Here is a 24,463-nt window from a genome sequence, read left to right on the forward strand (position 1 = left end):
GGCAGCGCGCGGCGCCTCGTCGACGCCGCGCACGACAGGCTACTACAGGGTGGCGCCGAGCTGCACCAGGACCTCAGAGTCGCGCGGCAGCACCTCGACCACGGCTCCGGAGGCGAGCAGCTGCTCGGTCTCCATCACCTCGAGCACGGCGTCGAGCACCTCGGGGTCGCGCTCGGCGATGGCGTTGAGCGCCTCGCCGACGATCGCCGGGCGGGTGGCGGCGGCCTCGGCCATCTGTTGCGAGACCTTGTAGGCGGTCTGGCTCTGGATCAGGCCGACGCGGTTCTCGCCGTCCTGCTTCATCGCGCTGGTGACCTGGATCAACCGCTTGACCACCTTGTCGGTGATGTTGTCGACCATCTGCCGGTCGGTGAAGGCGACCTTGCGGATGTAGACCGAGCCGAGCCGGTAGCCCCAACGCTCGGAGAGCGGCGAGACCTCGGCGCGCACCCGACGGCTGAGCTGGTGACGGTCCTCGAGCATCTTGTCCATCTCCAGATTGCTCAGGGTGGAGACGGCGGCGCTGGCGACATTGGCCTGCAGCGAACCCTCGGGGTTGGCATTGTTGAACAGATAGGCGATGGGATCGCTCACCTGCATCTCGTACCACAGCCCCACACCCATCGGCGTGCCCTCCTCGGAGTTGACCATCTGGTCGCGCAGATAGTGCTGGCGCAGCGCGGTGGAGACCTTGTAGCGCTTGCCGAAGAAGGGCAGCAGCAGCGCGCGCAGCCCGAAGTGGGCGAGCGGGAAGCGCAGCCCGGGCTCGTCGAGGGTACCGATGACCTTGCCGAACAGGGTGAAGACCTGGGCCTCGCGCTCGCGCACCACGGCATAGAGCCCGAGGCTGCGGGCGATGGCGAGCAGCACCGGGATGTAGATGAGGCCGATGACGAAGGCGATGGTGGAACCGATCAGACTATCCATGACGTCTCTCCCCTCAGCGCTCGAGCGCGGTGGTACGGACGATGCGCGAGGCGCGCTCGAACAGCGGCACGCGCAGGTTGCGGATATAGGCGCGCAGCGCCTCGGCGCCGCCGCTCGACTTGATCCGCGACAGCGTCTCGGCCAGCTCGCGCAGCGGCGCGACCTCGGCCTGGGCGTTGTTGCGCGCGATCTCCACCGCGCGCTTGCTCATGGTGATCTGCTGCTCGGCGTCGGCGCGTGCCGTGGAGATGTCGGCGGCGACCTGGTTGCGGGTGGAGTTGATCGCCGAGAGTGCACGGTCGACCTCGCTCGGCGGGTCGATCTGGGTGATCAGTGCGGCATCCAGCTCGATGCCGTAGCGCGCCCCGGTCGAGCGGCACTGCTGCTCCATGTAGTCGTTGAGCAGCGGCAGGTTCTTGCGCAGGTCGTTGATCGAGACGCCCTCGGAGAGTTCGGCGGCGGCCTCGCCCTGCGCCAGCTCGCCCTCACCGACCAGCCCCTCGCCCTTGGGATCGACGAAGTTGGCGATACGCTCGCGCAGCACCGAGATGAAATAGCCCATGACGTGTTCGAGCGGGCTGTCGACGCCGAAGCAGTAGGCATAGAGGTTGGATTCGGCGATGCGGAAACGGATCTGACCGCCGACCCCGGTGGTGAGGTTGTCCTTGGTGACCGCCTCGACCATCACCTGCTTCTTGGTCGGGTCCCAGGTCAGGTCGACGGCCTGGGTGACCACGCTGACCTTGTGCACCTCCTGCCACGGCCACTTGAAATAGGGACCACCGGGGCCGATCACCCGCACCTGCGGGAAGCGGTAGCGTTGTTGTTCCTCGGCGTCGAGCGCCGGATCCTCGACCATCAGTTCGCCGAGTCGCTCGACGCGACCGAAGCTGGTGATCAGCGCGCGCTCGTCCGGGCTCACGGTGTAGAAGGCGCGCACGAACACCTTGAACACCACGAACGCCAGCACGCCGAGCATGAATGCCGTCAGATACATGGCAGCTTGACCTCTCTAGCGGAGGGCGGCGCGTCCGCGCCACCTAGGGGACGCGCCCCGCCGACGGAGGCGGGGCACGGGCGGAGACGGGAAGAAGGGCCGCGCATCAGCGCGCGCGCTCACGCGCGGCGCGCGCGATGGCGATGGCGTTGCCGATGGCGGTGCGGGCATGCGGGCTGGCGCGCCAGCAGGGGGCGTGGAGCATGTCGGCGATCAGCCCGACCAGGGGCTCGATCTGCTGCTCGGCGAGGGTGTCGAGATCCTCGACGCCGAGCTGTTCGAGCCGTGCGATCACCCGCGGCCCGATCTGATGGCCGCCGAGCAGCAGGGCGCGCTCGGCACTGGAGAACGGCATCGATCCCTCCCTGCGCCGGTGCCGACCGGCGCTCAATCGCCCTTGAAGCCCACCCGCTGATGGCTGCCGTCGCAGAAGGGCTTGTTGGCCGAGGCCCCGCAGCGACACAGATAGGCCTTGTCGCCGCGCCAGGCCGCGCGCGCGCTGGCGGCGCGGATCACCAGATTACCCGCGAGTTCGAGCGGTCCGTCGGGCAGCGCTCGCACCGCCAGCGGCCCGTCGGCGGCGAAGGTGCCGCGCCCCTGCTCACCGACCGCGCCAAAGTCCTCGAACCCGGCGGCACGGTGGCTGTTGTCGCAAAAGGGCTTGTTGGCCGAGGCCCCGCAGCGACACAGCGCCACCCGGCGGCTGGTACCTGCCTGTGCGGGCACCTCGCCGACGCCCTCCAGCGCCAGCTCACCGTGACAGTACAGGGGGCCATTGTAAACCACCACCGCCGCGTTCTCGCCAGGGGCGGGCTCGGGAGCGCCGATCTTGTCGACATAGCTCAGCGCGCCGCTCGGACAGCGCTCGACGATCTCGCGCACCCGTTCGCGCTCGGTGACATCGGGATCGCACCAGGGCGTGCGCCCGGAGACGAACAGCTCGCCCTTGGCGCGAACGCACTCGCCGATATGGATACACAGACGCTCGTCCCAGTAGACATCGATCTCCTCACCCGGGAAGTGGTGGACGCTGCGCTCACTCATCAAATGGACTCCTTGTGGTCTCTGTGGGTTGCCCGTCCACGGCCGACGGTGGCTGCCTGGAAGAGATCCACCGGCGGCTCGGGACGCGACCGGTCGGCGCGAGGCCTGGCCCCGCATCGCCCCGACGGCGCCGGGGGTGCGTGCGGCGCAAAAACAACACCATGCGCGTGTTTTCCTAATGGGGCCCAGCATCGATCATGCAACGTACAGGAGTGAACTTCGTCACACCTCCAGCGTCTCACCGACCATGGCGGAGCGCCCGCGCCCGCCATCCGTCCCCGTCGTCACGCACGGCCCCGCGCCGTCATCCACACGGAGTCGAGAACATGCCCAGTCAAGCCGTCCGATCGCATCAGACCACGCCCGCGCCCACGGTCAGCCGGGTCGACATCGGCGAACCGCTCGACTGGCTCGCCACCGGCGTCAGGCATTTTGCCGAAGCACCTGCGGCGAGCCTGCTCTACGGCGCGCTCTTCGTGCTCGCCTGCTGGGGCGCGCTGGCACTGACCTGGACCCTGCCCTGGTTCACCATCGCCTTCCTCACCGGATTGCTGCTGCTCGGCCCCTTTCTCGCCGCCGGGCTCTATGTCGCCGCGCGCCAGCTCGAGGCCGGCGAGTCGGTGGCCATCCACGACAGCCTGGCGTTGATCTGGGCACGACGCACCAACCTGGGGCTGTTCGTGCTCTTCCTCGGGCTGATCGCCGCGGCCTGGGTACGCTTCTCGGCACTGCTGTTCGCGATCAAGTTCAACACCCTCTCGCCCTCGTCCGACAGCATCACCGGCCTGCTGGCCGGACACTTCGACCCGGTGGTCACGCTGTTCTTCCTCGGCATCGGACTGCTGCTGGCGGTCGCGGTCTTCATCACCAGCGCCGTCTCCATCCCGATGATCCTCGATCGCGACGTCGGCCCGCTCACCGCCATCCACACCAGCCTGCGCGCCTGCCGCCAGAGCTGGCCGGCGATGACGCTGTGGGCCGCGATGATCGTCGCCCTCACCGGCTTCGGCATCCTCACCCTGTTCATCGGGCTGGTGGTGATCTTCCCGGTGCTCGGCTATGCCACCTGGGAGAGCTACCGGCGGATGGTCGCCTGAGCCCGCCGCCGACCGGCGAAGCAAACCCGCAAGGACCCCGATCCCGCGCCGCCCGGCGGCGCCTCTCACTGCACCAAGGAGGATGCAACCATGCGTCAACGCCCGAACCTCATCCATGTCGCGCTCTACGGCGCCCTGCTCGCCCTGGTCACCAGTCTCGGTACCCGCGCCGAGACCAGTGCCAGCGGCGTGATCGAACAGGTCTGGGACGACGGCTTCCTGCTCGACACCGGCAGCGAGCGACTCGACGTCGAACTCGACAGCCTGCGCGCCCTGGGCATCGCCCCGGGGTCACGGGTGACCATCGCCGGCGACTACGATGACGACGACGACGATGACGATGATGACGACGACGATCGCGACTTCCGCGCCCACCGCGTGACCATCGACTGAGTGAGTCAGCTGTCAGCGTCTCGCTTCCAGCGACCAGTCGCCAGTCGCCAGTCGCCAGCAGGAAGAGGGTCGGCGCTGACGGCTGGCGGCTGGCGGCTGGCGGCTGGAAGCTGACAACTGGCGGCTGACAACTGGCGCCCATTTGCCTCACCCCTTTCGTACCGTCTAGACTGTTTTACAATCGTCCAGACCGGTGATCCCCCCATGCCCGAGACCCAAGCTCTCAAGCCGTCGCTGCGCGAGCGCGTGCTCGATGCCGCCGAGACCGTGGTGATGCGTGATGGTGCCGCGCGACTGACGCTCGACGCGGTGATCGCCGAGGCCGGTGTCAGCAAGGGCGGGATGCTCTATCACTTCAGGAGCAAGGAGGCGCTGCTCGAGGGGCTGGTCGAGCGCACCCTGGCACGCGACGAGGCCGATATCGGCGCGCTGCGCGACACCCTGCCGCCCGATCAGCCCAACCGCGAGGGCCGCGCCCGGCTCATCGCCTCGCTCGCCCCCTGCCCGGTCTCGCCCGAGCTTGGCATCGCGGTGATCGCCGCCTCGGCGCACCATCGCGAGCTGCTCGCGCCGATCCGCACACACGTCGCCGAGACGCTCGACGCGCTCGGCGCACTGGAGGACGAGATCCCGAACGCCCGGCTGCTCTATCTGGCGATGGCCGGGCTCTACATGTTCGACGTCTTCGGCATCTCGCCGCTCGACCCCGACGAGGCCGATGCGCTGCGCGCCCAGGCCCGGCGCATCCTCGACGATCACGGAGCCCTTTGATGACCCCCACCCGCCTCACCCCGCTCGTCACCATGCTCCTGATCGGTCTGTCGAGCATGCTGCTCGGCGGCTGTGACCAGGCCGACGCCCAGGCCGACCAATCAGACAGCGCGCCGACCTCGCAGCCGGTACGGCTGTTCACCGTCGATGCCAGCCCCCGGGTCGAGACGCGCCGCTTCCCGGCCACCATCGAGGCCTCGCAGACCTCGGCCGTCTCCTTCCAGGTGCCGGGCAAGCTCGAACGCTTCCCCATCCGCGAGGGCGAGACCATCCGCGCCGGTGAGACGATCGCCGCGCTCGACGCCACCGACTACGCGCTCGCGCTGCGCGAGGCCAGGGTCCAGGCCGATCTCGCGCGCAAGGAACTCGAGCGCAAGCAGGCGCTCAGCGAACGCGGCCATCTCGCCGAGAACGCCCTCGACGACGCCCGCGCCACCGCCGATCTCGCCCAGGTGCGGCTCGAACAGGCGGCGCAGAACCTCGCCTACACCGAGCTGGAGGCGCCCTTCGACGCGCTGCTCGCCGAGCGTCTGGTCGATCGCTTCGTCAACGTCCGCGCCGGCGAGCCGATCGCGCTGCTGCAGGACATCTCGGTGCTCACCGTCGAGGTCGACGTGCCCGAGCGGCTGATGGCGCGGGTGCGGCGCGAGCAGGTCGGCGCCATCACCGCCGAGCTCTCGGCCTGGCCGGGGCGCAGCTTCCCGCTGAGCATCCGCGAGTTCGCCACCGAGCCCGACCCGCGCACCCGCACCTACACCATCACCCTGTTCATGACCAACCCCGACGACATCCAGGTGCTGCCGGGGATGACCGCCACCGTCAGCGCCGAGATCCTCGCCACCGCCGAGGGCACGATCGAGGTGCCGATCGGCGCGCTCGACGCCGATGCCGCCGGCGACTTCCGCGTCTGGGTCTATGACCCCGAGCGCGGTCAGGTGCAGCCGCGCGCCGTCGCGGTCGCCACCCTCGACGGCAGCCACGCGCGCATCCTCTCGGGGCTGGCCGAGGGCGAGCGCATCGTCGCCGCCGGGGTCGGCTTCCTCAGCGCCGGTCAGCGGGTGCGCCCGCTCGACGACACCGCCCAGTAGCATCGGGAACCCCTATCCATGGACATCGCCCGCGCCGCCATCGACAAGCCGGTCAACACCTGGCTGCTGATCCTCATCTGTCTGCTCGGGGGGCTCTGGGCCCTGTTCAGCCTGGGACGGCTGGAGGACCCCGAGTTCACCATCAAGCAGGCGATCATCACCACCAGCTATCCCGGCGCCTCGGCGCTCGAGGTCGAGCAGGAGGTGACCGACCAGCTCGAGATCGCCCTCCAGCGCCTGCCCCAGATCAAGGAGATCCGCTCGCGCTCCGAGCCCGGGCGCTCGCTGATCGATGTCGAGATCCTCGAGCAGTACGACTCCAGCCAGCTGCCGCAGATCTGGGACGAGCTACGGCGCAAGATCCGCGACGCCAGCGCCGCCCTGCCCCCGGGGGCCGGCACCCCGCACGTCAACGACGACTTCGGCGACGTCTACGGGCTCTACTACGCGCTCAGCGCCCCGGACTACAGCCAAGCCGAGCTGCGCGACTTCGCCCGCACCCTGCGCCAGGAGCTGTTGCGGATACCGGGCGTGGCCAAGGTGGCGATCAGCGGGCTGCGCGCCGAGCGCATCTTCGTCGAGCCGCCGCAGTCGGTGCTCACCCAGCTCGGCATCGCCCCGACGCTGATCGCCAACGCCATCTCGGTGCAGAACGCGGTGGTCGACAGCGGCGCGCTGCGGGTCGTCGACCGCTCGGTGCGCCTCGCCCCCTCGGGCACCTTCGACTCGGTCGCGCGCATCGAGGCGCTGCCGCTCGGCGGCCCCGGGGCGAGCAGCGAGCACGCCAGCCTGCGGCTCGGCGACATCGCCCGGGTGAGCCGCGGCGAGGAGGAGATCCCGACCCTGCTGGTGCGTCACAACGGTCGCCCGGCGGTGGCCATCGGCGTCTCGGCGCAGAGCGGCACCAACATCGTCGAGGTCGGCGCGACGGTCGAGGCGCGCATCCACGCGCTGCTCGAGACCCTGCCGCTCGGTGTCACCATCGATCCGATCTACCAGCAGCACCGAGTGGTCGACGAGGCGGTCAACGGTTTTCTCGTCAACCTCGCCAGCTCGGTGGCGATCGTCATCCTGGTGCTCTGTCTGGCGATGGGCTGGCGCGGCGGGCTGGTGGTCGGCGGGGTGCTGCTGCTCACCGTGCTCGGCACCCTGCTGCTGATGAAGATCGGCGGCATCACCATGCAGCGCGTCTCGCTCGGCGCGCTGATCATCGCCATGGGCATGCTGGTCGACAACGCCATCGTCATCGCCGAGGGGATGATGGTGCGGATGCGGCGCGGGCTGGGGGCGCTGGAGGCGGCCCAGCAGATCACCAACCAGACCAAGTGGCCGCTGCTGGCGGCGACGGTGATCGGCATCCTCGCCTTCTCCGGGATCGGGCTGTCGAACGACTCGACCGGCGAGTACACCTTCTCGCTATTCGCGGTGATCGCCATCTCGCTGCTGCTGAGCTGGGTGCTGGCGGTGACGGTAGCCCCGTTGTTCGGCAGCTATCTGTTCCGCAGCGCCGCCGAGCGCCGCGACGAGGAGGAGACCGGCGGCGTCCTGCTCGGCGGCTATCGCGGTCTGGTGCATCTGGCGCTGCGCCACCGGCTGAGCACGGTGGCGGCACTGGTCGGCTCGACCCTGGCGGCGGTGATCGGCTTCGGCGCCGTGCCCCAGTCCTTCTTCCCCGACAGCGCCACGCCGCTCTTCTATGTCGACGTGTGGCACGAACAGGGCACCGACATCCGCGCCACCGCCGCCGACATGGCCGAACTCGGCAACGCGCTCGGCCAGCTCGACGGGGTCACCGACGTCACCAGCTTCAGCGGCTCGGGCGCCGACCGGCTGATGCTGGTCTATGCCCCGGAGCTGCCCAACAGCGCCTATGGCCAGTGCATCGTGCGCGTCACCGACGCCGCGCGCATCCCCGAGATCGCCGCACGCGTGCGTCAGTGGATCGGCGAGCACCAGCCCCAGGTCAAGGGCTGGACCACCCGCATCCGCCTCGGCCCCGGTGGCGGCGCCAAGATCGAGGCGCGCTTCTCCGGCCCCGACAGCGCCACCCTGCGCGCGCTCGCCGCCGAGGCCGAGCGCATCTTCCGCGACCACGACCTGATCAACGTGCGCCACGACTGGCGCCAGTACCGCCCGCTGATCGTCCCGCGCCTGGCCGAGGCGCGCGCCACCGCCGCCGGGGTGAGCCGCGCCGACATCGCCGATACCCTGGCAATGGTCACCGAGGGGCGCAGCGTCGGGCTCTATCGCGAAGGCGATCGGCTGATCCCGATCGTGATGCGCGCCCCCGATGACGAGCGCAACGGCAACACCGACCTGCGCGACCGTCGCGTCTGGTCGGCCACCGCCGGCGCCTACATCCCCATGACCGAGGTCATCGACCGCTTCGAGACCGGCACCGAGGACGGGCTGATCCGCCGGCTCGACAAGGCGCGCACCATCACCGCGCAGGCCGACCCGGCCTACGGCGCCAACACCGACGCGGCGCTCGCGCAGGTGCGCGGCGCGGTCGAGGCGATCGCGCTGCCGCCGGGCTACCGGCTCGAGTGGGGCGGCGAGTACGAGGACTCCAGCGACGCCCAGGCCGCGCTCGCGCGCAGCGTCCCGCTCGGCTTCCTGGCGATGGTGCTGATCACCGTGGCGCTGTTCGGGCGGGTGCGCCAGCCGCTGATCATCTGGCTGTGCGTGCCGATGGCGATCACCGGCGTCACCGCCGCGCTGCTCGCCACCGGACAGTCGTTCGGCTTCATGGCGCTGCTCGGCTTCCTCAGCCTCTCGGGCATGCTGATCAAGAACGCCATCGTCCTGGTCGACGAGATCGACCTGCGCATCGCCGACGGCCACCACCGCCACGACGCCATCGTCGCCGCCAGCGTCAGCCGTTTCACCCCGGTGATGCTCGCCGCCGGCACCACCATCCTCGGCATGATCCCGCTGCTCTTCGACGTCTTCTTCGCCTCCATGGCCGTCACCATCATGGGCGGACTGGCCTTCGCCACCGCCCTCACCCTGATCGCGGTGCCGGTGTTCTATGCCGGGTTCTTCAAGGTGCGGGAGGATGAGGCGCGGGCGGGGTGAGCCGGGCGGGTGCTGTGGTTCGGGGTCGGCGGGGCGGGAGATTTGTCGGGCAGACGCGCGGCCTGACCAGGCGGCATCGGTCAGTCAGACGCCCAGGCGACTCACGCCGCCCTGCCCGCCTGCCCAAACAGCGCCCTGGCGCGTCCGAGCCCGCGCAGATAGCGACACTCGCGACGCGCAGCAAGCGCCGCCAACCGCTCAGGCGTGCCGATCGCGACACCAAAGCCCTTGAGCAGGAAGCCCGCGTGCTTGACGAAACGCTCCGGCGCGATGCCGAGCCGGGTGAGGATGTCCGGCAGATCCGCTGGGATCGAGCCGCGCTTGCGCGGATGCAGAGCGCGGCCAAGCGAATCGACCAGGGTCAGATAATCGTCGAAGGTGAAAGGAATCGCCGCAGGGACCTAGGCGGGATTTCCGAAGGGCAACAGCGGCGCGGACGGCAGGCGATTCAGCGCGGTCTCCCAGAGGTTGTCGCTACGCGATTCTGAAGCAGAGTCGGTGGCCTTGGTCTCGGACGATGCGGTCACACGGACCGCCGGCGAAGCCTCGTCCGTCTCGACAAGCGCTTCACCAGACGCACACGCACCGTCAGCCCGCAAGGCGGCAATCCGCGCCGCAATCCCGGTATGCGCACTCTCCTCCGGCGTCTCTGCGATCCCCGCCCGAATCGGGTTGAGATCGACATAGGCCATCACCGCCAGCAGCGCCGTCTCATCGAGGATCGCCTGCGAGCGAAAGCGCCCCTCCCAGAACCGCCCCCGCACCCCATCCTCCCGATTCGCCGCCCGCGCGATCGACTCGTTCAACACCCGCATGAACCACGAGAGATCCGCCAATCGCGCCCGGTAGATCGCGACCAATCCCGCGACCACTTCCAGCTCCGCCTCCGTCATCCCCGCCCGCGTCGCAGGCGACAGGAACCGCTCCACCACCACAGGCCCCCGGAACAGACACCGCCAGCGCCGCAACACCTCGGTATCCGACCACTGAGAAGCACGCTCCGCATCGAGCCGCACCACCAGATGCACGTGATTGCTCATCACCGCATAGGCCGCGACATCGATCGCGAACACCCCCGCGAGCTGGCGCAGCCGCAACTCCACCCACCCGCGTCGATGCTCGAAGCTCCGCCCCGTCAGCCGATCGAAGCCGCAGAGATAGGCACGTCGCACGCAGCGCGTGACGACGTGATACCAAGGCGTATCGGAGAGGGAGACGAGCGAAGCGCGGGGACGAGTCATGGGGCATCTCCGCTGGGGGTGTTGGGAGAAGCGTAGGAGAGGGCCTTGGGAGCGTCAACGGTAAATGGGTGTCCTTCAGATGGCGCCGGGCGGACAGCGCCAGCGCCGCAACACCTCGGTATCCGACCACTGAGCGGCGCACGCCGCGTCCACCTGCACCACTAAATGCACGTGATTGCTCATCACCGCATAGGCCGCGACATCGATCGTGAACACCCCCGCGAGCTGGCGCAACCGTAGCTCCACCCAGCCGCGACGATGCTCGAAGCTCCGTCCGGTCAACCGATCGAAGCCGCAGAGATACGCCCGGCGCACGCACCGCGTGACGACGTGATACCAGGGCGTATCGGACAAGGAGACGAGCGAGGCGCGGGGACGGGTCATGGGGCATCTCCGCTGGAGGTGTTGGAGGAAGCGTAGTAGAGCGCCTTGGGAGCGTCAACGGTAAATGGGTGTCCTTCAGGTAAATGGGTGTCCTTCAAATCTAATCCAAATCTCCTCAAATCTCCTCAAATCTCCTCAAATCTCCTCAAATCTCCTCAAATCGCTTCAAATCGCTTCAAATCGCTTCAAATCGCCTAATTTTGGCTTTTCTTCCAAAGGTAATCCGATTCCGCCTGCAGAGTCGACAGCCCGCAACCCTCCTGAGAAGCCGCCCACTTGAAGATCTCAACACGCTTTTGAGAAATATTCAAAGTCCGTGCGGGCCGATCCTTCACCGGCATCTCTAAAAGAACAGTCAATATATCTATCTGATCTTCTCGCTCCAACTTTTCCAAAATATCCAAAACTGTTTTTTTATCGGTTTTTTTCTCTGCCTCCAAAATTATTGATGGCGCCTCCCCCATCTCAGCAAAGCGCCGGCACCGCGCATGAAATAATTCATCCCTTTTCCCTGGCACAGTACATTCACATTCATAAACTTCTTGAATCGCATTAGGCAACCTTGAAAAGGTCTCTAGATCTATACACATACACCCAGGATTTGACGCCGCTTCCAACCGCACTGCATTTGCGATTGTAGTGCCCGCAAAGTCTAAAGTACCATCACCTAGCCTCATAAAAGACAGTTTTCCGGTTGCTGCTCCCATACGGAATCGCCGCTGCGCTGATGTTTCAGCTGTCTTCTTCTCGTTAAATTTTCCTACAATTTCAAAAAAAGACTCAGCAAACTGATGCGCTTTTTCGCTCTCTGTAAACGCCAATATTGCACCATCCCCTGTTCTTTTCAGAACGACTTCCCTTGGGTCTTCGCCGTTTCTACGCAACGCGTCATCCACAAACTCCACTATCTGCAGATTTAACTTTGCGACAGCGCTTGTATCCAGATTCTCCTCTAACGTTCTTGCCAAAGAACTATAGGCTACAAGATCCAACTCCACAACAGTTCTCTCAGCATACTCCTCCTGCTTCATCACACCCTCCGCTACAAATGGCATTGAAACCTCAGAAATTGCATTGAAATGCGCTTGATAGCGGCTAACGATCTCACGATCGTATCTAGCACCAACAGAGCCGCCTTGATCAACGATCACACATTTTTTATCAATAATCGCAAAATCCGCTGAATTAGCTGGCAAGCTTGCCTGATTCACCGAATTACGATCAGCAAGCATCAGAGATGCTCCACGCATATATTTCCCTAGCTCTAAAAGAACTTTCTGCATCGATTGTGACAACCTATCTAATCCAGCTACCACGCATACACGCTCGATTGCCACTCCTTCTTTCGACAATTCCTTCTCGAAATTCATTTGCGCCTGCCCCGACCTTGAAAGCCAGTAAGTTTCGTTATCTATAACACTTACAGCCTGCAAAGAGACCTGAGGCCGGCAAACTTCTTTCAAAGCTTCATAAGAACTAGAGAAACGTCGCCCAGCTATTGCTGAAGAATCAGCAATTATCTGAGCTAGGTTTCTAAGCTGGCTCTCCACTTGGCACAATATTTCTGGTGGCACGTCTTCTTCGCGCATCGAGGCGGAATTCTGAATCGTCTTAATAAACGCAACCAGCGAAGGGAGAAAAATAGGTCTTGCCAAAAAGTAATCCGGAAGGTTCGTCCAAAACCGCCCCCCGTCGCACTCCCCTAAAACCTCTACACGCCTTTTTATCTGACCAAATAGCTCATAATTTATCTTGAACGTATCTTTTAGAGGTTCACAATAAGACCAAAGCGTTTCTGTAAACCATTTCTCTATAGAGTTAACTCTTGCCTCCCCAGTAACAAAAAGCGCATTACGCATTAAATATGGTTCTGCCGCAGAAGTTGCATAGAAAATCGCTGCATACTTGCCAGACACTATGTATAGATCGACAAATGGCCGGGACGGAGGAGCCAGCATTACACCAATCTGATAATTCGGCAAATTTTTGTAATCAGATAGACGTTTATCCAAGTTTTTTAGGTCCTGAGGCTCATCAAACAATCTAATTACGTGTTTTACAAAAACTCCTTCACGAACCTTTTCTTGCCATCGCTCCATAAATAACTTGGAGTCCAAACTTTCCTCTACATAATCTGTCGGAGCACACTCTAAAGTCGTAACCACAATACGGTCTTCAGAACTTAGCTCCTGCGTTAGATGCCACATTAATGTGTAAAGAGGATTTCGATCCAATATCACCTGATCATTCAATGCCGGCGCAATCAACTTTATCGCACTAAAAGGAAATCTCCTCCAAGCATATAGGAGCATTGGAATAGCAGCTAAAAACGCAGCAACCACACCCATCCAATCACTTGACCCCAAAAAGAAAAGCGCAAAACCAACCAGTGCTAATGAGAGCAAATAAATCAGTGAATTCCAATAAATGCACCGCACAACCATCAAAGAAAACTCAAGATAACTATTACGTTGCTGTGCAAAGTACAAGAAGATAGATGCGATTTTCGGAAGAGAAAAAAAAGCCACCAAAAATACTAAAAGCGAGATACAAAAAAGCACCCAAAAAAAAACTGGCTCAAAAAAGCAAAAGAAGACAAGAACATGTGGAGAAAACAATATTAAAATCAATATTAATTTGCGTTTAAACGATATCTTCATACCTGACAAAGGGAGCCCCTTCATAACCCATGAACCCTCGAAACGCTAAATTGTGACCATATGCTCCAGCAACCAAAATCGCAAGTTTATCTCCTACTTCCACATCCGGAAAATACCCCTTGCACGCAATACTATCCAGCGGCGTACACGTTGGCCCGCACAAATGTATTTTAAGACCGTAGTATTTTGGCGGAATATTTAGAAAGTTCAGCGAAAATACTGGATGCACCGCTTTTGTCAGCAATGTACGAGCAAATGAAGTAATCCCCCCATCAGTGACGCACACTATTGTTTCACCTCGTCTCTTTCTCACCTTAACTGTTACTAAAAGAGCCGTACAGTGCGCGACAATATATCGCCCAATCTCGTAGGTAACCGGCCGCTTGCCGAGAATGTTTTCTACTCCTTTGGCGAGATCCTGCCACTTCTCCTCTGGCTCAAACGGATCATACGAAACACCCAACCCAGGACCATATTGTATTGGCCACCTCCGTTTAAAAATAAGATCAAATTCCGGGATTGCTCTTAGTATTGCCGTTGCTGCATCAAAACTACGGTAATCGCTGCCGGAATATATATGCAAACCGTCAAATTGAATATGACTCTTTATCGCGTAATGCAGCTCCTCTAAAGTTAGGCCAAAAGGTGTCTGCAGGTGCATCATATTTTCCACAACAGAAGAGCTTTCCAATCGAGCAATACATCGCGCATAAAGCTCTTTGTCATGCCCAACAAGCCAGGCCATCTCTTTTGCTTCATCTAACGACTCTATGCAATATCGCTGTACGCCACACAATCGTGCCTGCTTTATCAATGACGGCTCTTTCCATGGGCCAACACATGATATATAGCGAGGCTCGATCCCGGCTTCTAAAGCAGCTCGCAATTCAGCAAGGGAACTCACATCGGCACCACAACCGGCTTCTGAGACAATGCGCAAGACGTCTTGATGAGGATTCGCCTTCAAGGAAAAACGAATAGTCTGCGGTGCAGAGCATTGGAGTAAATCTTGAAGGCGACTTCGCAAGACCGACTCAAAGTATACAAATACCGGAGTCCGAATTCGCGTCGGAAGAGATGCAAGTTTGCTTAGAATACCGGCTGACGGCCAGTTCTTAGCTAAGCTAGAAGGTTGGCTATCCATTCTTCGATAATCACCTGAAGTTTAGATTCATAGCCAGCATAGTCGTGAGCTGCTCCCTCGATCACCACAGACCGGTGCGCACTGTCCTCGGGCAGTGCTTGCAGTATCTCTTCCGCAGCACGTTTTTTTTCGGTATCTGTTACGGCAATATCTTCAGACCCTAATACGATAAGAGTTGGAATACTCCAGTTCGATAACATCTCTAAACCACGCCCGCGATTAGTCAAATCAAAAACATTTCCAAAACCATGCGGATCGAAAAGGTCTAGGTAAGCTTGCGCATCGATTGGATAGAAAAAAGTACCATCAGGCATGATTTCGTCAGCACGCCCTTCTTGCACCATGTGTTTCGCAGCATCAATAGTTTTCTGGAATTCTGCGCCTGCGTTTTCTGCCTGCAGTCCGACATCATCCGATGGAGAGATAAAAACAACTCCAGTGATTTTCGGATGATTGATAGTATCCAGAACATAGCGCACTAGCTTCACACATCCAGTACTGTGAGCAGTGATAATGACATCATCTAATCCGCGCGCCTTCACAAACGCGATCGCCGCCTCAATGTCATAAGCAGCATCTGCTAAACGCTCATGCGCACCGCCTTTGGAAACGGTTTCACGCCTTCCGTCAATTTCCTTAATGGCGTCAGAAAAATAGTCATGACCACGGTTATTAAAAAGCAGTATTCTACAATCGGAAGATTCCGCCGCACTCGCTAAATTATCGACGAACCTTTGTTCATAGAAATTACCAGCCAGACCATGAACATGAATTATCGCTCTATTTTCAAATCCAGTACCCTTAGACATCATCCCGCAAAGCTCGACACCATCTCGCGTCTTAATACGAACAAATTCAAAACAAGTAGACATGACAAATCAACCCTATTTAGATTTCTGGAAGGCAAATAACACCGCGGGCATGCGGCAGATTCTGTATAGCAGAATACATCCTTATTACGGCATCACCTCCAAAAACATAGAATGGAAAAGGTTCTGCTATAGCAGCCGTAATACCACGACCCACAAGATACGGCACCAAGTGCGCCGCGGTTTCTGCGTAAAGCAATAGAGGCTTGTCGTAAGCGTTCGCAAAACAGACGAGTGTTGCGAGGGTGTTAGTCCAGAGTGACATTCCTGTGGCTAGAATAACGTCACAGCGGCTTAGATCATCGAAAGACGAGATACCGTGACGCACCTCAACTCCGCCATAAATCTTACCTACAACAATCGGGTCAAGATCGAACGCGATTACATTAAAACCTTGCTCTTTAAAAGACTTAACAAACTCCGAGACGACACCTACAATTCCAATTGTAAAGCCTCGTTTACGTGAAGCGTATGAGCCCACAAATTCCGTGATGAGACGCGCACGCCTTCGACTACGTTTGGCTAGAGAACCGTCCAGCGAGAACGTTGATTGCGGACTACCAGGAAATCCTGCGTAGATTGCATCTGTAACAGCTATACGTGTAGCAAGGTCCATACCTTGCTGATCCAAGGCTGACCGACCGATAAAATTATCATCAAAGTTAGCGCAACTACCCATATAGCAACACCCTTGACCATAAACATACGCCATTCTGATAGTATAGCGGAAGTGACGTTCTTCGGCGGTGGGTTGAACACTTAGAATAATGTTCGCCAGCTGTTTAATATGGATTCCCGGCGTATCGCTGCTCGACACTCGAGAAAGCGACGCTAGCAGCGAGTTTAGTATCGCAGCAGAATTCTCATACATACTTTGAGGCCCTGAAGAATTTTCTGAGTTTCATCAACAGCTAATACGGGGCGCATATAATGCGTCGTGCACAACTGATTATTTTACGTACCGCGCAATCATACTTCCTGCCGAAGCCATACCAAAAAAATACGGTAGTGCCCTGACCGATAATAGGTGCCGGTAGCGCCCTGACTGGATAGGTTTCGATAAGATCAGAATTTCTTGCTTTAAGGGTGAAGACGATGTATCTGACATGTCCGCATGTGTCACTCCAACCATGTGACCAAAAATGGATTCAACCGGCTGAAAAAGCAGTTGTACAAGTGTCAAGATTGCGGTCTGCAGTTCGTTCTCCATCCTGCCAAGGGACCGGTTTCTCAGGAAACCCGCGAACTGATCGATCGGTTGCTGCTGGAAAAAATCTCCCTGGCCGGAATTGCCCGTGCGGTGAAGGTCTCCGAGGCCTGGCTGCAGAACTACGTGAACGAGAAGTACAAGAAGGTTCCTCGTCAGGTCGCGCTAAAAAAAACACCACACCCTACGGAGTGATCCTGGAGTGCGACGAGCTGTGGTCCTTTGTCGGAAAACGCCTGAACAAACAATGGATCTGGCTCGCCATGGATCGCCTGACCCGGCGCATCGTCGGGGTCCACGTTGGCGATCGTACGGAGCGCTCCGCACAGGCGCTGTGGGATTCCATCCCAGCGCAATATCAGACTTCCGCTCCCGTCTACACAGATTTCTGGAGCGCCTATGCACGAGTCATCTTGGCACACCGCCATTACCCCAGTGCGAAGTCACAAGGGGAAACCAACCACATCGAACGGTTTAACGGTACACTCCGGCAGCGTATCTCCCGCTTGGTGAGAAAGTCGCTCGCGTTCTCGAAGAACCAGGAAAACCATCTGGGTGCACTCTGGAACTTCATTCATCATTACAACGCTACGATGTGCGCGTGATTCATTGCGGGCGAGCCAAAAACATCGAGCGATTCAAAATCCTATCGGTCAGGGCACTACCTAAAATTGGTCGCCAGGTTCGGCAATGCATCCGGAAACCAATATAAGAGGCTCTATCAAAAAGCCGTTCGCGTTGTCAGAGGCGTCGAGATCACGCACACATTGACGGAGGATAGCCATGGCCAAGCCGTTGCTGCCCGATGACCTGTGGGCCGAAATCGAACCCTTGCTGCCGTCGCCCAAGCCGCGCCGATATCGCTACCCCGGTCGTAAGCCGATCGACAATCGTCGGGCGCTGACCGGGATTCTGTTCGTGCTCAAGAGCAGGATCCCATGGGAGATGTTGCCGCAGGAGATGGGGGGTGACTCTGGGATGACCTGCTGGCGTCGGCTGCGCGAGTGGCAGCAGGCCGGGGTGTGGGAGGCGATCCACCACAAGCTGCTCGAACGGCTTGAGGCCAGTGATCGCATCGACTGGTCGCAAGCGTTGGTCGACAGCGCCTCGATTCGCGCCGTCGGCGGCGGTGAATGCACCGGCCCCAACCCGACCGATCGCGCTCGCCCGGGAAGCAAGCACCATCTGATCACCGACGCCCGGGGCATTCCGCTGCATGCCGTGCTCTCCGGCGCCAACGCCCACGATGTCACGCAACTCATCGCCCTGGTCGATGGCATCACACCCGTGCGCAGCGGACGGCGTGGTCGCCCCCGCCATCGACCAGAACGCGTGCAGGGCGACCGCGCCTATGACTCCAGGGCCCACCGTGCGGCACTGCGCACGCGCAACATCCAACCGCAGCTCGCGCGACGCAACACCCCACATGGCAGCGGCCTGGGAACGACCCGCTGGGTCGTCGAACGTTCGCTGGCGTGGCTGCATCAGTTCCGTCGACTGCAGGTGCACTTCGAGCGCCGGGCCGATATTCACGAGGCGTTTCTCTTTCCTGGGACTCGCACTCATTTGCTGTGACTCATTTGCTGTGGAGTGGGCGTAGGGCTTTACTGATAGAGCCTCTTAGCCCCCTCCTAATTCCACACTCATCCCACCCCAAAAATCAACACAAAATGTGAACGATCCGACAAACTCATCGCCCCACCCCCTCCCCCCAATGACACAACCCCTGCAACACCGCACTCATCTCCAGCACCTGTTCCAGGCTCCCGACCTGCCCCAGCCGCATCAGCCGCTTGGCATAACGCAGTGCCTGCGGGGACTTGGCGGCGATTGTTGAGGCCATTTCGTGGACGCGTGCGGTGAGTGCGTCGGGTTCGACGACGTCGAGGACGAGGCCGAGGCGGTGGGCCTCGGCGGCGTCGATGACGCGGCCGGTGACGGTGAGGGCGAAGGCGGCCTGATAGCCGATCTGGCGTTGCAGGAACCAGGCGCCGCCGTCACCGGGGATGAGGCCGAGGTCGATGAAGGTCTCGCCGAAGCGGGCGCGGGTGGAGGCGATGCGCAGGTCGGCCATGCAGGCGAGGTCGCAGCCGGCGCCGATCGCCGGGCCGTCGACGGCGGCGATGACCGGCACCTCGCAGCGGTAGAGGGCGCGGGGGATGCGCTGGATGCCGTGGCGGTAGCGGCGTTCGAGTTCGGCGGCGTCGCCGGCGAAGTCGCCGCGGCGTGCGGCCATGTCCTTGATGTTGCCGCCGGCGCTGAAGGCCGCGCCCTCGGCGGCGATCACCAGCACCGAGACCGCCTCGCAGGCGTTGACCCAGTCGACGGTGGCGACGATGTCGTCGATCAGGGCGGTACCGGTGAGGGCGTTGCGCACGTCGTCGCGCGCGAGGGTGAGGGTGGCGACCCGGTCGGCGAGACCGAGCCGGGCATCGGTGAGGTCGGGCGGGTTCATCGCGGGGCCTTCCATGACGGGGCGCCCCGACGGGCGCCGGGGCGCTTGCGGGGATTGCGGATCAGTCGCCGGCCGGTTGCATCACCAGCACCGGGGAGCGCGCGGCGAGCAGCACCTCGCGGGCGAAGCTGCCGAGACGCATGCGTTGCAGCCCGGTGCGACCGTGGGTGGTCATGGCGATCACCGCGCCCTTGATCAGCGCCGCGTACTCGACCACCGCACGGCTCACGTCGGTGCCGTGGAGCACGTCCCAGTTGGCGCTGACGCCGTAGCGCTCGGGCAGGTGGTCGGCGACGCGCCGCAGATAGACCCACTCGCCGGCGTCGGCGCCCTGGCCGAAGCTCGGCTTGAGCACCTGGATCAGCCGCAGCTCGGCGCCGATGGCGCGGGCGAAGGCGACCGCCTCGGGGAGCATCGCCTCGGACAGCGCCGAGCCGTCGAGACACACCAGCAGGCTGCGGATCGGCCCGCTCCAGGCGTCGTCGAGGTGCGGACCGGTGAGCAGGATCGGGCGGTGGGTCTGGCGCAGCAGCTCGCTGGCGACGCTGCCGAGCACCGCCTCGCCGACCACGCCGCGGGCGTGGGTCGACATCACCACCGGGTGATCCGGGCTGGTCGCGCCGATGCGCTCGATCAGCCCGTCGGTGGCGACCTCATGGACGCCGACCTCGACCTCGGCGTCGTTGAGCCCGCGCGCGACGAGCAGGCTCTCGAGCAGGGCGCGGCGCTCGGCGGTCTCGCTCTCGCGGGTGACCACCGAGAGCAACCGCGCCCGGGCACCGAGCTGGCCGGCCAGCGACAGCCCCGGACGCAGCGCGCCCTGGGAGACGGTGGAGGCATCCACCGGGATGGTGACGACAGCAGCGGACATGACGGACTCCTTGCCGCGTCGGCTCAAGCGAGCCAGCGCTTGCGGCGGCGATAGTGTTTGACGTTGAGATAGTCGACCCGCTCGGCACCGCCGAGATAGAACTCCTGCACGTCGGGGTTCTCGCGCAGCACCGCCGCCTCGCCGCTCATCACCACCTGCCCGTTCTCGAGCAGATAGGCGTGATCGACCACCTCCAGCGCGGCGGCGGCGTTCTGCTCGACGAGCAGCACGCCGACCCCCTGCTCACGGTTGATCTCGCCGATGATGGCGAAGATCTCCTGCACCAGCAGCGGCGAGAGCCCGAGGCTCGGCTCATCGAGCATGATCAGCTCGGGCTCGGTCATCAGCGCACGCCCGATGGCGAGCATCTGCTGCTCGCCGCCGGAGAGATAGCCCGCCTTGGTGCGGGCGCGCTCGCCGAGCCGGGGGAAGTAGGTCAGCACCCGCTCGCGCAGCTCCTGGTAGCGCTTGCGGCTGCCGCGCAGCGGGTAGGCGGCGAGCAGGTTGGCCTCGGGGGTGAGGTGCTCGAAGATGCGCCGCCCCTCGAGCACGTGCACCAGCCCGCTGGCGACCCGCGCCGGCGGCGCCAGCGCCAGCATATCGGCGCCCTGGAAACGAATCTCACCGCGCGTGACCAGCCCGCGCTCGGGCGCGAGCAGGCCGCTGACGGCCTTGAGCGTGGTGCTCTTGCCGGCGCCGTTGCCACCGAGCAGGGCGATCATCTGGCCCTTGCCGATCCGCAGCGACACCCCCTTGATCGCCAGGAACACCCGGTCGTAGACCACCTCGACGTTGCTCAGCTCGAGCAGCGGCGGCGTCACCGGCAGCGACGCGACGCGATTGGCTGCTGTCTCCATGAAGGCCCTCGCTCTCTCCTTGGTCGACCGGGCAGGCCGGTCGGGTTCGATCGGCGCCGACGACGCGCGCCGGCCCCCTCGCGCACGGTCACGGACGGGGCGCCCGGCCCCGCCCGCGCCGACTCAGCGCCCGTCGCGGAAGCCCGCGGCGTCCTTCTCGATCTCGTCCCAGACGATGTCCTGATAGGCGCTGCGCCACTCGGTGACCGGCACCCAGGCGCCGCCGTCCCAGCGCGACACCCGGCCGAAACCGCCGCCCTGGTGGTCGGTGGCGCTGAAGCTCAGCGGCGGCATCAGCCCCTCGGCGTCGAAGTTGCTGATCTGCTCGAAGCCGCGGCGCAGCGTATCGCCGGTGAGCGGCGCGCCGTACTCGGCAAGCGCCAGGCGCGCGGCCTCGACCGCCACCGCCATGGTCGCCACGCCGATGTTGTAGTAGCTCGAACCGACGTTCTCCTCGGGCCCACTGCCCTCGCCCTTGGCCACCACCTCGTCGAGGATCGCCTGGATCACCGGCAACTCGCGTCCGGGGGCGACCGCCTCGTAGCGCTTGACCCCGGTCATGTGCTTGCCGAGGTGCTCGGCATCGGCCTCGGCCAGCCACACCACCGAGAGGATGTGCTCGGGGCGGATGCCGTTGCGGATGGCCTCGCGCACCGAGACCTGCTGGCCGCTGCCGGCGCCCCAGATCAGCACCTGGTCGGGCCGGTAGCGACGCACGTCGGACCAGGTCGCCGACTGCTCGGTGCCGGGGCTGGGATAGGCGAAGGCGCGCAGCTCGAAGCCGTGACGCGCGGCCAGGGTCTCGAGCACCGGCACCGGCTCGCGCCCGAAGGGCGAGTCGATGTGCACCAGGGCAATGCGCTTGCCGGCGAGCCCGCCGAGTTCGGTGTCGATGTAGTCGGCGAGGATCGCCGCCTGCGACCAGTAAGTCGCCATCATCGGGAAGACGAAGGGGAAGGTCTCGCCGTGGCTGGCGTCACCGCGACCGTGCAGCGGGGTGATCATCACCACCTCGTCCTCGAGCACGCGGTTGACCGCCGCGCGCGACACCGGGGTGCTGAGGAAATCGACCAGCACCGCGCCGTCACCGCGGGCGCGGTTGTAGGCCTCGATGCCGCGCTGGGGCTCGTTGGCGGTGTCGCGCACCAGCGCCTCGACGGGGTGGCCATCGAGCCCGCCGCGGGCGTTGACCAGACGCAGATAGTCCTGCTGGCCCTGGTTGTACTCGTTGGTGAGGAAGGTGTAGACGGCGGTGAAGTCCTGCAGCAGCGCAAAGCGCACCGGCTCCTTGTCGGGCACGTTGGCGAGACTCGCGCCCAGGGCCAGGGCGCTACAGGCGCCGAGCAGGCCGCTCAACCATGTCTTCTTCATCGATGGGGTCCTCCTTGTCTTGTCGTTGTCGTGGATCTCGATCAGCGCTGGGCGTGGCGGAAGGGCCAGACCAGGAAGTACTTGCGGATGTTGTCGTAGATCTTCGCCAACCCCAGCGGCTCGAACAGGATCACCGCGATGATCAGCGCGCCGTAGACCATCAGCGGGATGTGGGCGATGAGGTTGAAGGAGACCGGGAACAGCTCCAGCCCCGCCACCCAGGCCAGCAGGTTGGTGAGCACGATCGGCAGCAGCAGGATGAAACCGGCGCCGAGATAGGCCCCGATCACGCTGCCCAGACCGCCGACCAGCACCATCGCCACCAGCTGGATGGAGACGTTGAAACCGAACTGCTCCGGGGTCACCGCCTGGTAGTAGCAGAAGGCGAGGATGGCGCCGCTGACACCACCGAGGAAGGAGCTGGTGAAGAAGGCCAGCAGCTTGTAGCGCAGCGGGTCGACGCCGATCACGGCGGCGGCGAAGTCCTTGTCGCGCACCGCCACCAGCGCTCGCCCGACGCTGCTGCGCTTGATGTTGAGCAGCAGCAGGGTGCAGATCAGCGTCCAGCCGAGCGCGGTGTAGTAGAGCGCGGTGTCGCCGTCGAGGGGGATGAACAGCAGTCGCACCTCGGGGGTGGCGAGGGTGGCCTGCGCCCCGCCCGAGATCGCCGGGACGTTGATGATCACCCAGGAGACCAGGTACTGCATCGCCAGGGTCGCCATCACCAGATAGAGCCCCTTGACGCGCAGCGCGGCGGCGCCGAAGACGCAGCCGATCAGCGCCGCGGCCAGCCCCGCACCGACCAGCGCCAGCTCGAAGGGCACGCCAGCGCGGGCGAGATGGATGCTGGTGTAGGCGCCGATGGCCATCACCGCGGCGAAGCCGAAGTGGAGCTGCCCGGCGATCCCCATCAGCAGGGTCAGCGACAGCGCCGCGGCGGTCCAGATCAGCCAGGGCGCGAGATAGCTGTTGAGATACAGCTCGGGCAGCAGCAGCGGCGCGAGCAGCGCCAGGGCGAGCAGCCCACCGAGCAGGCGGCGGTCGGCGGCCAGCGGCCACAGCTTGCGGGTGGCGGCGTAGCGGGTGTGATGGATGCCGGATTGACGATAGAACATGATCTCAGACCCTCTCGATCTCTTCCCGCCCGAAGATGCCGTGGGGGCGGAACAGGATGGTGAGCAGGATGATCAGCGAGGTCACCACGTCACGGGTGCCGCCGCCGACCAGGGGATCGACATAGCCGGGGACGACGCTGCCGAGGATGCCGACGACCAGCCCCGCGACCAGCACCCCGTGGATGCTGTCGAGCCCGCCGAGGATGACCACCGCCACCGCCGGGAAGAGCAGCGTGGTCAGGCTCCAGTCGACGCCCTGCACCGAGCCCCACATCACCCCGGCGGCCACCGCTGCGACCCCGGCGAGCCCCCAGGAGACGGCCACCGCGCGCTCCACCGAGATCCCCACCGACCAGCTCGAGACGTGATCGTCGGAGACGGCCAGCAGCTTGGTGCCGAGGCGGGTGCGGAAGAAGAACAGCGCCAGCCCGATCATCAGCGCGCCGATCGCTCCGCCGATCAGGTACTCGCGGTTGATGAACACGTCGCCGACGATAATCGGCATCATGTCGATGCCGAGATCCAGGCTCTTTGGCGCGGCGCCGAGCAGCCCCGGACCGAGGCCGCGCAGCAGGCTCTCGAGCCCGAGGGTGAGCATCACCACCATGATGATCGGCTGCCCGACCATGCGCCGCAGCAGCACCCGTTCGGTGAGCATGCCGAACAGGAACATGCCGAGCACGGCCACCAGCAGCGCCACCACCACCGGCGCGCCGAGCCAGCCGGCGACCATCCACACCAGATAGGCGGCGATCATCACCATCGCCCCCTGGGCGAGGTTGGGCACCCCGGAGGACTTGTAGATCAGCACGATGCCGAGTGCGACCAGGCCGTACATCAGCCCGGTCAGGGCGCCGTTGATGGTCAGTTCGATGAGGAATGCGATATCCATGC

The 24,463-nt window shown here is 63.0% G+C and carries 20 protein-coding genes and 3 pseudogenes; 7 read left to right on the forward strand and 16 right to left on the reverse strand.

Annotated elements, in window-relative coordinates; genetic code table 11:
• Positions 1–42: 42 nt before the first annotated feature.
• The 4 genes from MARPU_RS09765 to MARPU_RS09780 form a co-directional block, all read right to left on the reverse strand.
• Entirely contained in the window at positions 43–927 is an 885-nt protein-coding gene (locus tag MARPU_RS09765; protein WP_005224207.1) for an SPFH domain-containing protein, read from the reverse strand.
• Positions 928–940: 13 nt separating this feature from the next.
• The gene (locus MARPU_RS09770; RefSeq protein ID WP_005224208.1) at positions 941–1,924 is read right to left on the reverse strand and encodes an SPFH domain-containing protein; all 984 of its coding nucleotides are present in this window, start codon (positions 1,922–1,924) and stop codon (positions 941–943) included.
• Between the two features lie 106 nt (positions 1,925–2,030).
• Positions 2,031–2,279, reverse strand: a complete 249-nt coding sequence (locus tag MARPU_RS09775) for a hypothetical protein (protein WP_005224209.1) — start codon at positions 2,277–2,279, stop codon at positions 2,031–2,033.
• A 32-nt stretch (positions 2,280–2,311) separates the two neighbouring features.
• Positions 2,312–2,968 carry a CDGSH iron-sulfur domain-containing protein gene (locus MARPU_RS09780; RefSeq protein WP_005224210.1) on the reverse strand — a complete coding sequence of 219 codons (657 nt, stop codon included), beginning with the start codon at positions 2,966–2,968 and terminating at the stop codon, positions 2,312–2,314.
• A 326-nt stretch (positions 2,969–3,294) separates the two neighbouring features.
• Between MARPU_RS09780 and MARPU_RS09785 the strand changes: the two genes are divergently transcribed.
• The 5 genes from MARPU_RS09785 (at position 3,295) to MARPU_RS09805 (ending at position 9,395) form a co-directional block, all read left to right on the forward strand.
• Positions 3,295–4,065: a DUF2189 domain-containing protein gene (locus MARPU_RS09785; RefSeq protein ID WP_005224211.1), complete on the forward strand. Its 771-nt coding sequence runs from the start codon at positions 3,295–3,297 to the stop codon at positions 4,063–4,065.
• Positions 4,066–4,155: 90 nt separating this feature from the next.
• A complete protein-coding gene (locus MARPU_RS09790; protein WP_005224212.1) occupies positions 4,156–4,458 on the forward strand; it encodes a hypothetical protein in 303 nt (100 codons plus the stop codon).
• Between the two features lie 204 nt (positions 4,459–4,662).
• Positions 4,663–5,229 carry a TetR/AcrR family transcriptional regulator gene (locus tag MARPU_RS09795; protein ID WP_005224213.1) on the forward strand — a complete coding sequence of 189 codons (567 nt, stop codon included), beginning with the start codon at positions 4,663–4,665 and terminating at the stop codon, positions 5,227–5,229.
• Positions 5,229–6,317, forward strand: coding sequence for an efflux RND transporter periplasmic adaptor subunit (locus MARPU_RS09800; protein WP_005224214.1), 1,089 nt, complete (start codon positions 5,229–5,231; stop codon positions 6,315–6,317). The genes MARPU_RS09795 and MARPU_RS09800 overlap by 1 nt, the downstream gene beginning before the upstream one ends.
• 18 nt (positions 6,318–6,335) lie before the next feature.
• Positions 6,336–9,395, forward strand: coding sequence for an efflux RND transporter permease subunit (locus MARPU_RS09805; protein ID WP_005224215.1), 3,060 nt, complete (start codon positions 6,336–6,338; stop codon positions 9,393–9,395).
• Between the two features lie 101 nt (positions 9,396–9,496).
• On the opposite strand, the pseudogene MARPU_RS16715 reads toward MARPU_RS09805, so the two are convergent.
• The 6 genes and pseudogenes from MARPU_RS16715 to MARPU_RS17645 form a co-directional block, all read right to left on the reverse strand.
• Positions 9,497–10,636, reverse strand: a pseudogene (locus MARPU_RS16715) (transposase).
• 93 nt (positions 10,637–10,729) lie between these two features.
• Positions 10,730–11,020, reverse strand: a pseudogene (locus MARPU_RS09815) (transposase); the annotation flags it as partial.
• Positions 11,021–11,214: 194 nt separating this feature from the next.
• Positions 11,215–13,704, reverse strand: a complete 2,490-nt coding sequence (locus MARPU_RS17640) for a hypothetical protein (protein WP_005224218.1) — start codon at positions 13,702–13,704, stop codon at positions 11,215–11,217.
• Positions 13,664–14,824, reverse strand: a complete 1,161-nt coding sequence (locus MARPU_RS17205; RefSeq protein ID WP_005224219.1) for a type III PLP-dependent enzyme domain-containing protein — start codon at positions 14,822–14,824, stop codon at positions 13,664–13,666. Before MARPU_RS17205 ends, MARPU_RS17640 begins: the two co-directional genes overlap by 41 nt.
• On the reverse strand, positions 14,800–15,696 hold the full coding sequence (locus tag MARPU_RS17210; RefSeq protein ID WP_005224220.1) for an alpha/beta fold hydrolase: 897 nt from the start codon (positions 15,694–15,696) through the stop codon (positions 14,800–14,802). Before MARPU_RS17210 ends, MARPU_RS17205 begins: the two co-directional genes overlap by 25 nt.
• Before the next feature lie 16 nt (positions 15,697–15,712).
• A complete protein-coding gene (locus tag MARPU_RS17645; RefSeq protein ID WP_005224221.1) occupies positions 15,713–16,564 on the reverse strand; it encodes a Rossmann-like domain-containing protein in 852 nt (283 codons plus the stop codon).
• Positions 16,565–16,794: 230 nt separating this feature from the next.
• On the opposite strand from MARPU_RS17645, the pseudogene MARPU_RS17215 reads away from it, so the two are divergent.
• Together MARPU_RS17215 and MARPU_RS09825 are read left to right on the forward strand one after the other, a co-directional pair.
• A pseudogene (locus tag MARPU_RS17215) lies at positions 16,795–17,505 on the forward strand (IS1 family transposase).
• A gap of 178 nt (positions 17,506–17,683) precedes the next feature.
• Positions 17,684–18,500 (forward strand): IS5 family transposase gene (locus tag MARPU_RS09825; protein ID WP_232229458.1). Its coding sequence is split into 2 segments (ribosomal slippage): positions 17,684–18,445 and positions 18,447–18,500, totalling 816 coding nucleotides; the frame shifts between segments, so codons are not numbered across the junction.
• Between the two features lie 90 nt (positions 18,501–18,590).
• On the opposite strand, the gene MARPU_RS09830 is transcribed toward MARPU_RS09825, so the two are convergent.
• The 6 genes from MARPU_RS09830 to MARPU_RS09855 form a co-directional block, all read right to left on the reverse strand.
• Positions 18,591–19,355 carry an enoyl-CoA hydratase-related protein gene (locus MARPU_RS09830; protein ID WP_005224225.1) on the reverse strand — a complete coding sequence of 255 codons (765 nt, stop codon included), beginning with the start codon at positions 19,353–19,355 and terminating at the stop codon, positions 18,591–18,593.
• A 61-nt stretch (positions 19,356–19,416) separates the two neighbouring features.
• Positions 19,417–20,226 (reverse strand): universal stress protein, encoded by an 810-nt coding sequence (locus tag MARPU_RS09835; RefSeq protein ID WP_005224226.1) that lies wholly within the window; start codon positions 20,224–20,226, stop codon positions 19,417–19,419.
• 23 nt (positions 20,227–20,249) lie between these two features.
• Positions 20,250–21,083, reverse strand: coding sequence for an ABC transporter ATP-binding protein (locus MARPU_RS09840; RefSeq protein WP_005224227.1), 834 nt, complete (start codon positions 21,081–21,083; stop codon positions 20,250–20,252).
• 123 nt (positions 21,084–21,206) lie between these two features.
• Entirely contained in the window at positions 21,207–22,454 is a 1,248-nt protein-coding gene (locus tag MARPU_RS09845; protein WP_005224228.1) for an ABC transporter substrate-binding protein, read from the reverse strand.
• Positions 22,455–22,495: 41 nt separating this feature from the next.
• Positions 22,496–23,569 (reverse strand): branched-chain amino acid ABC transporter permease, encoded by a 1,074-nt coding sequence (locus MARPU_RS09850; protein WP_005224229.1) that lies wholly within the window; start codon positions 23,567–23,569, stop codon positions 22,496–22,498.
• Positions 23,570–23,573: 4 nt separating this feature from the next.
• Positions 23,574–24,461: a branched-chain amino acid ABC transporter permease gene (locus MARPU_RS09855; protein ID WP_005224230.1), complete on the reverse strand. Its 888-nt coding sequence runs from the start codon at positions 24,459–24,461 to the stop codon at positions 23,574–23,576.
• Positions 24,462–24,463: the final 2 nt, after the last annotated feature.

It is taken from the genome of Marichromatium purpuratum 984 (genome assembly GCF_000224005.2).
Taxonomy (GTDB): domain Bacteria; phylum Pseudomonadota; class Gammaproteobacteria; order Chromatiales; family Chromatiaceae; genus Marichromatium; species Marichromatium purpuratum.

Excerpts from the sequence above, each read along its gene's own strand:
- MARPU_RS09765 (WP_005224207.1), bottom strand. The coding sequence starts at position 927 with ATGGATAGTCTGATCGGTTCCACCATCGCCTTCGTCATCGGCCTCATC.
- MARPU_RS09785 (WP_005224211.1), top strand. The coding sequence starts at position 3,295 with ATGCCCAGTCAAGCCGTCCGATCGCATCAGACCACGCCCGCGCCCACG.
- MARPU_RS09805 (WP_005224215.1), top strand. The coding sequence starts at position 6,336 with ATGGACATCGCCCGCGCCGCCATCGACAAGCCGGTCAACACCTGGCTG.
- MARPU_RS09850 (WP_005224229.1), bottom strand. The coding sequence starts at position 23,569 with ATGTTCTATCGTCAATCCGGCATCCATCACACCCGCTACGCCGCCACC.
- MARPU_RS17210 (WP_005224220.1), bottom strand. The coding sequence starts at position 15,696 with ATGTCTACTTGTTTTGAATTTGTTCGTATTAAGACGCGAGATGGTGTC.
- MARPU_RS17640 (WP_005224218.1), bottom strand. The coding sequence starts at position 13,704 with ATGAAGGGGCTCCCTTTGTCAGGTATGAAGATATCGTTTAAACGCAAA.
- MARPU_RS09775 (WP_005224209.1), bottom strand. The coding sequence starts at position 2,279 with ATGCCGTTCTCCAGTGCCGAGCGCGCCCTGCTGCTCGGCGGCCATCAG.
- MARPU_RS09780 (WP_005224210.1), bottom strand. The coding sequence starts at position 2,968 with ATGAGTGAGCGCAGCGTCCACCACTTCCCGGGTGAGGAGATCGATGTC.
- MARPU_RS09845 (WP_005224228.1), bottom strand. The coding sequence starts at position 22,454 with ATGAAGAAGACATGGTTGAGCGGCCTGCTCGGCGCCTGTAGCGCCCTG.
- MARPU_RS17205 (WP_005224219.1), bottom strand. The coding sequence starts at position 14,824 with ATGGATAGCCAACCTTCTAGCTTAGCTAAGAACTGGCCGTCAGCCGGT.
- MARPU_RS09770 (WP_005224208.1), bottom strand. The coding sequence starts at position 1,924 with ATGTATCTGACGGCATTCATGCTCGGCGTGCTGGCGTTCGTGGTGTTC.
- MARPU_RS09790 (WP_005224212.1), top strand. The coding sequence starts at position 4,156 with ATGCGTCAACGCCCGAACCTCATCCATGTCGCGCTCTACGGCGCCCTG.
- MARPU_RS09800 (WP_005224214.1), top strand. The coding sequence starts at position 5,229 with ATGACCCCCACCCGCCTCACCCCGCTCGTCACCATGCTCCTGATCGGT.
- MARPU_RS09835 (WP_005224226.1), bottom strand. The coding sequence starts at position 20,226 with ATGTCCGCTGCTGTCGTCACCATCCCGGTGGATGCCTCCACCGTCTCC.
- MARPU_RS09855 (WP_005224230.1), bottom strand. The coding sequence starts at position 24,461 with ATGGATATCGCATTCCTCATCGAACTGACCATCAACGGCGCCCTGACC.
- MARPU_RS09830 (WP_005224225.1), bottom strand. The coding sequence starts at position 19,355 with ATGAACCCGCCCGACCTCACCGATGCCCGGCTCGGTCTCGCCGACCGG.
- MARPU_RS09795 (WP_005224213.1), top strand. The coding sequence starts at position 4,663 with ATGCCCGAGACCCAAGCTCTCAAGCCGTCGCTGCGCGAGCGCGTGCTC.
- MARPU_RS17645 (WP_005224221.1), bottom strand. The coding sequence starts at position 16,564 with ATGTATGAGAATTCTGCTGCGATACTAAACTCGCTGCTAGCGTCGCTT.
- MARPU_RS09840 (WP_005224227.1), bottom strand. The coding sequence starts at position 21,083 with ATGGAGACAGCAGCCAATCGCGTCGCGTCGCTGCCGGTGACGCCGCCG.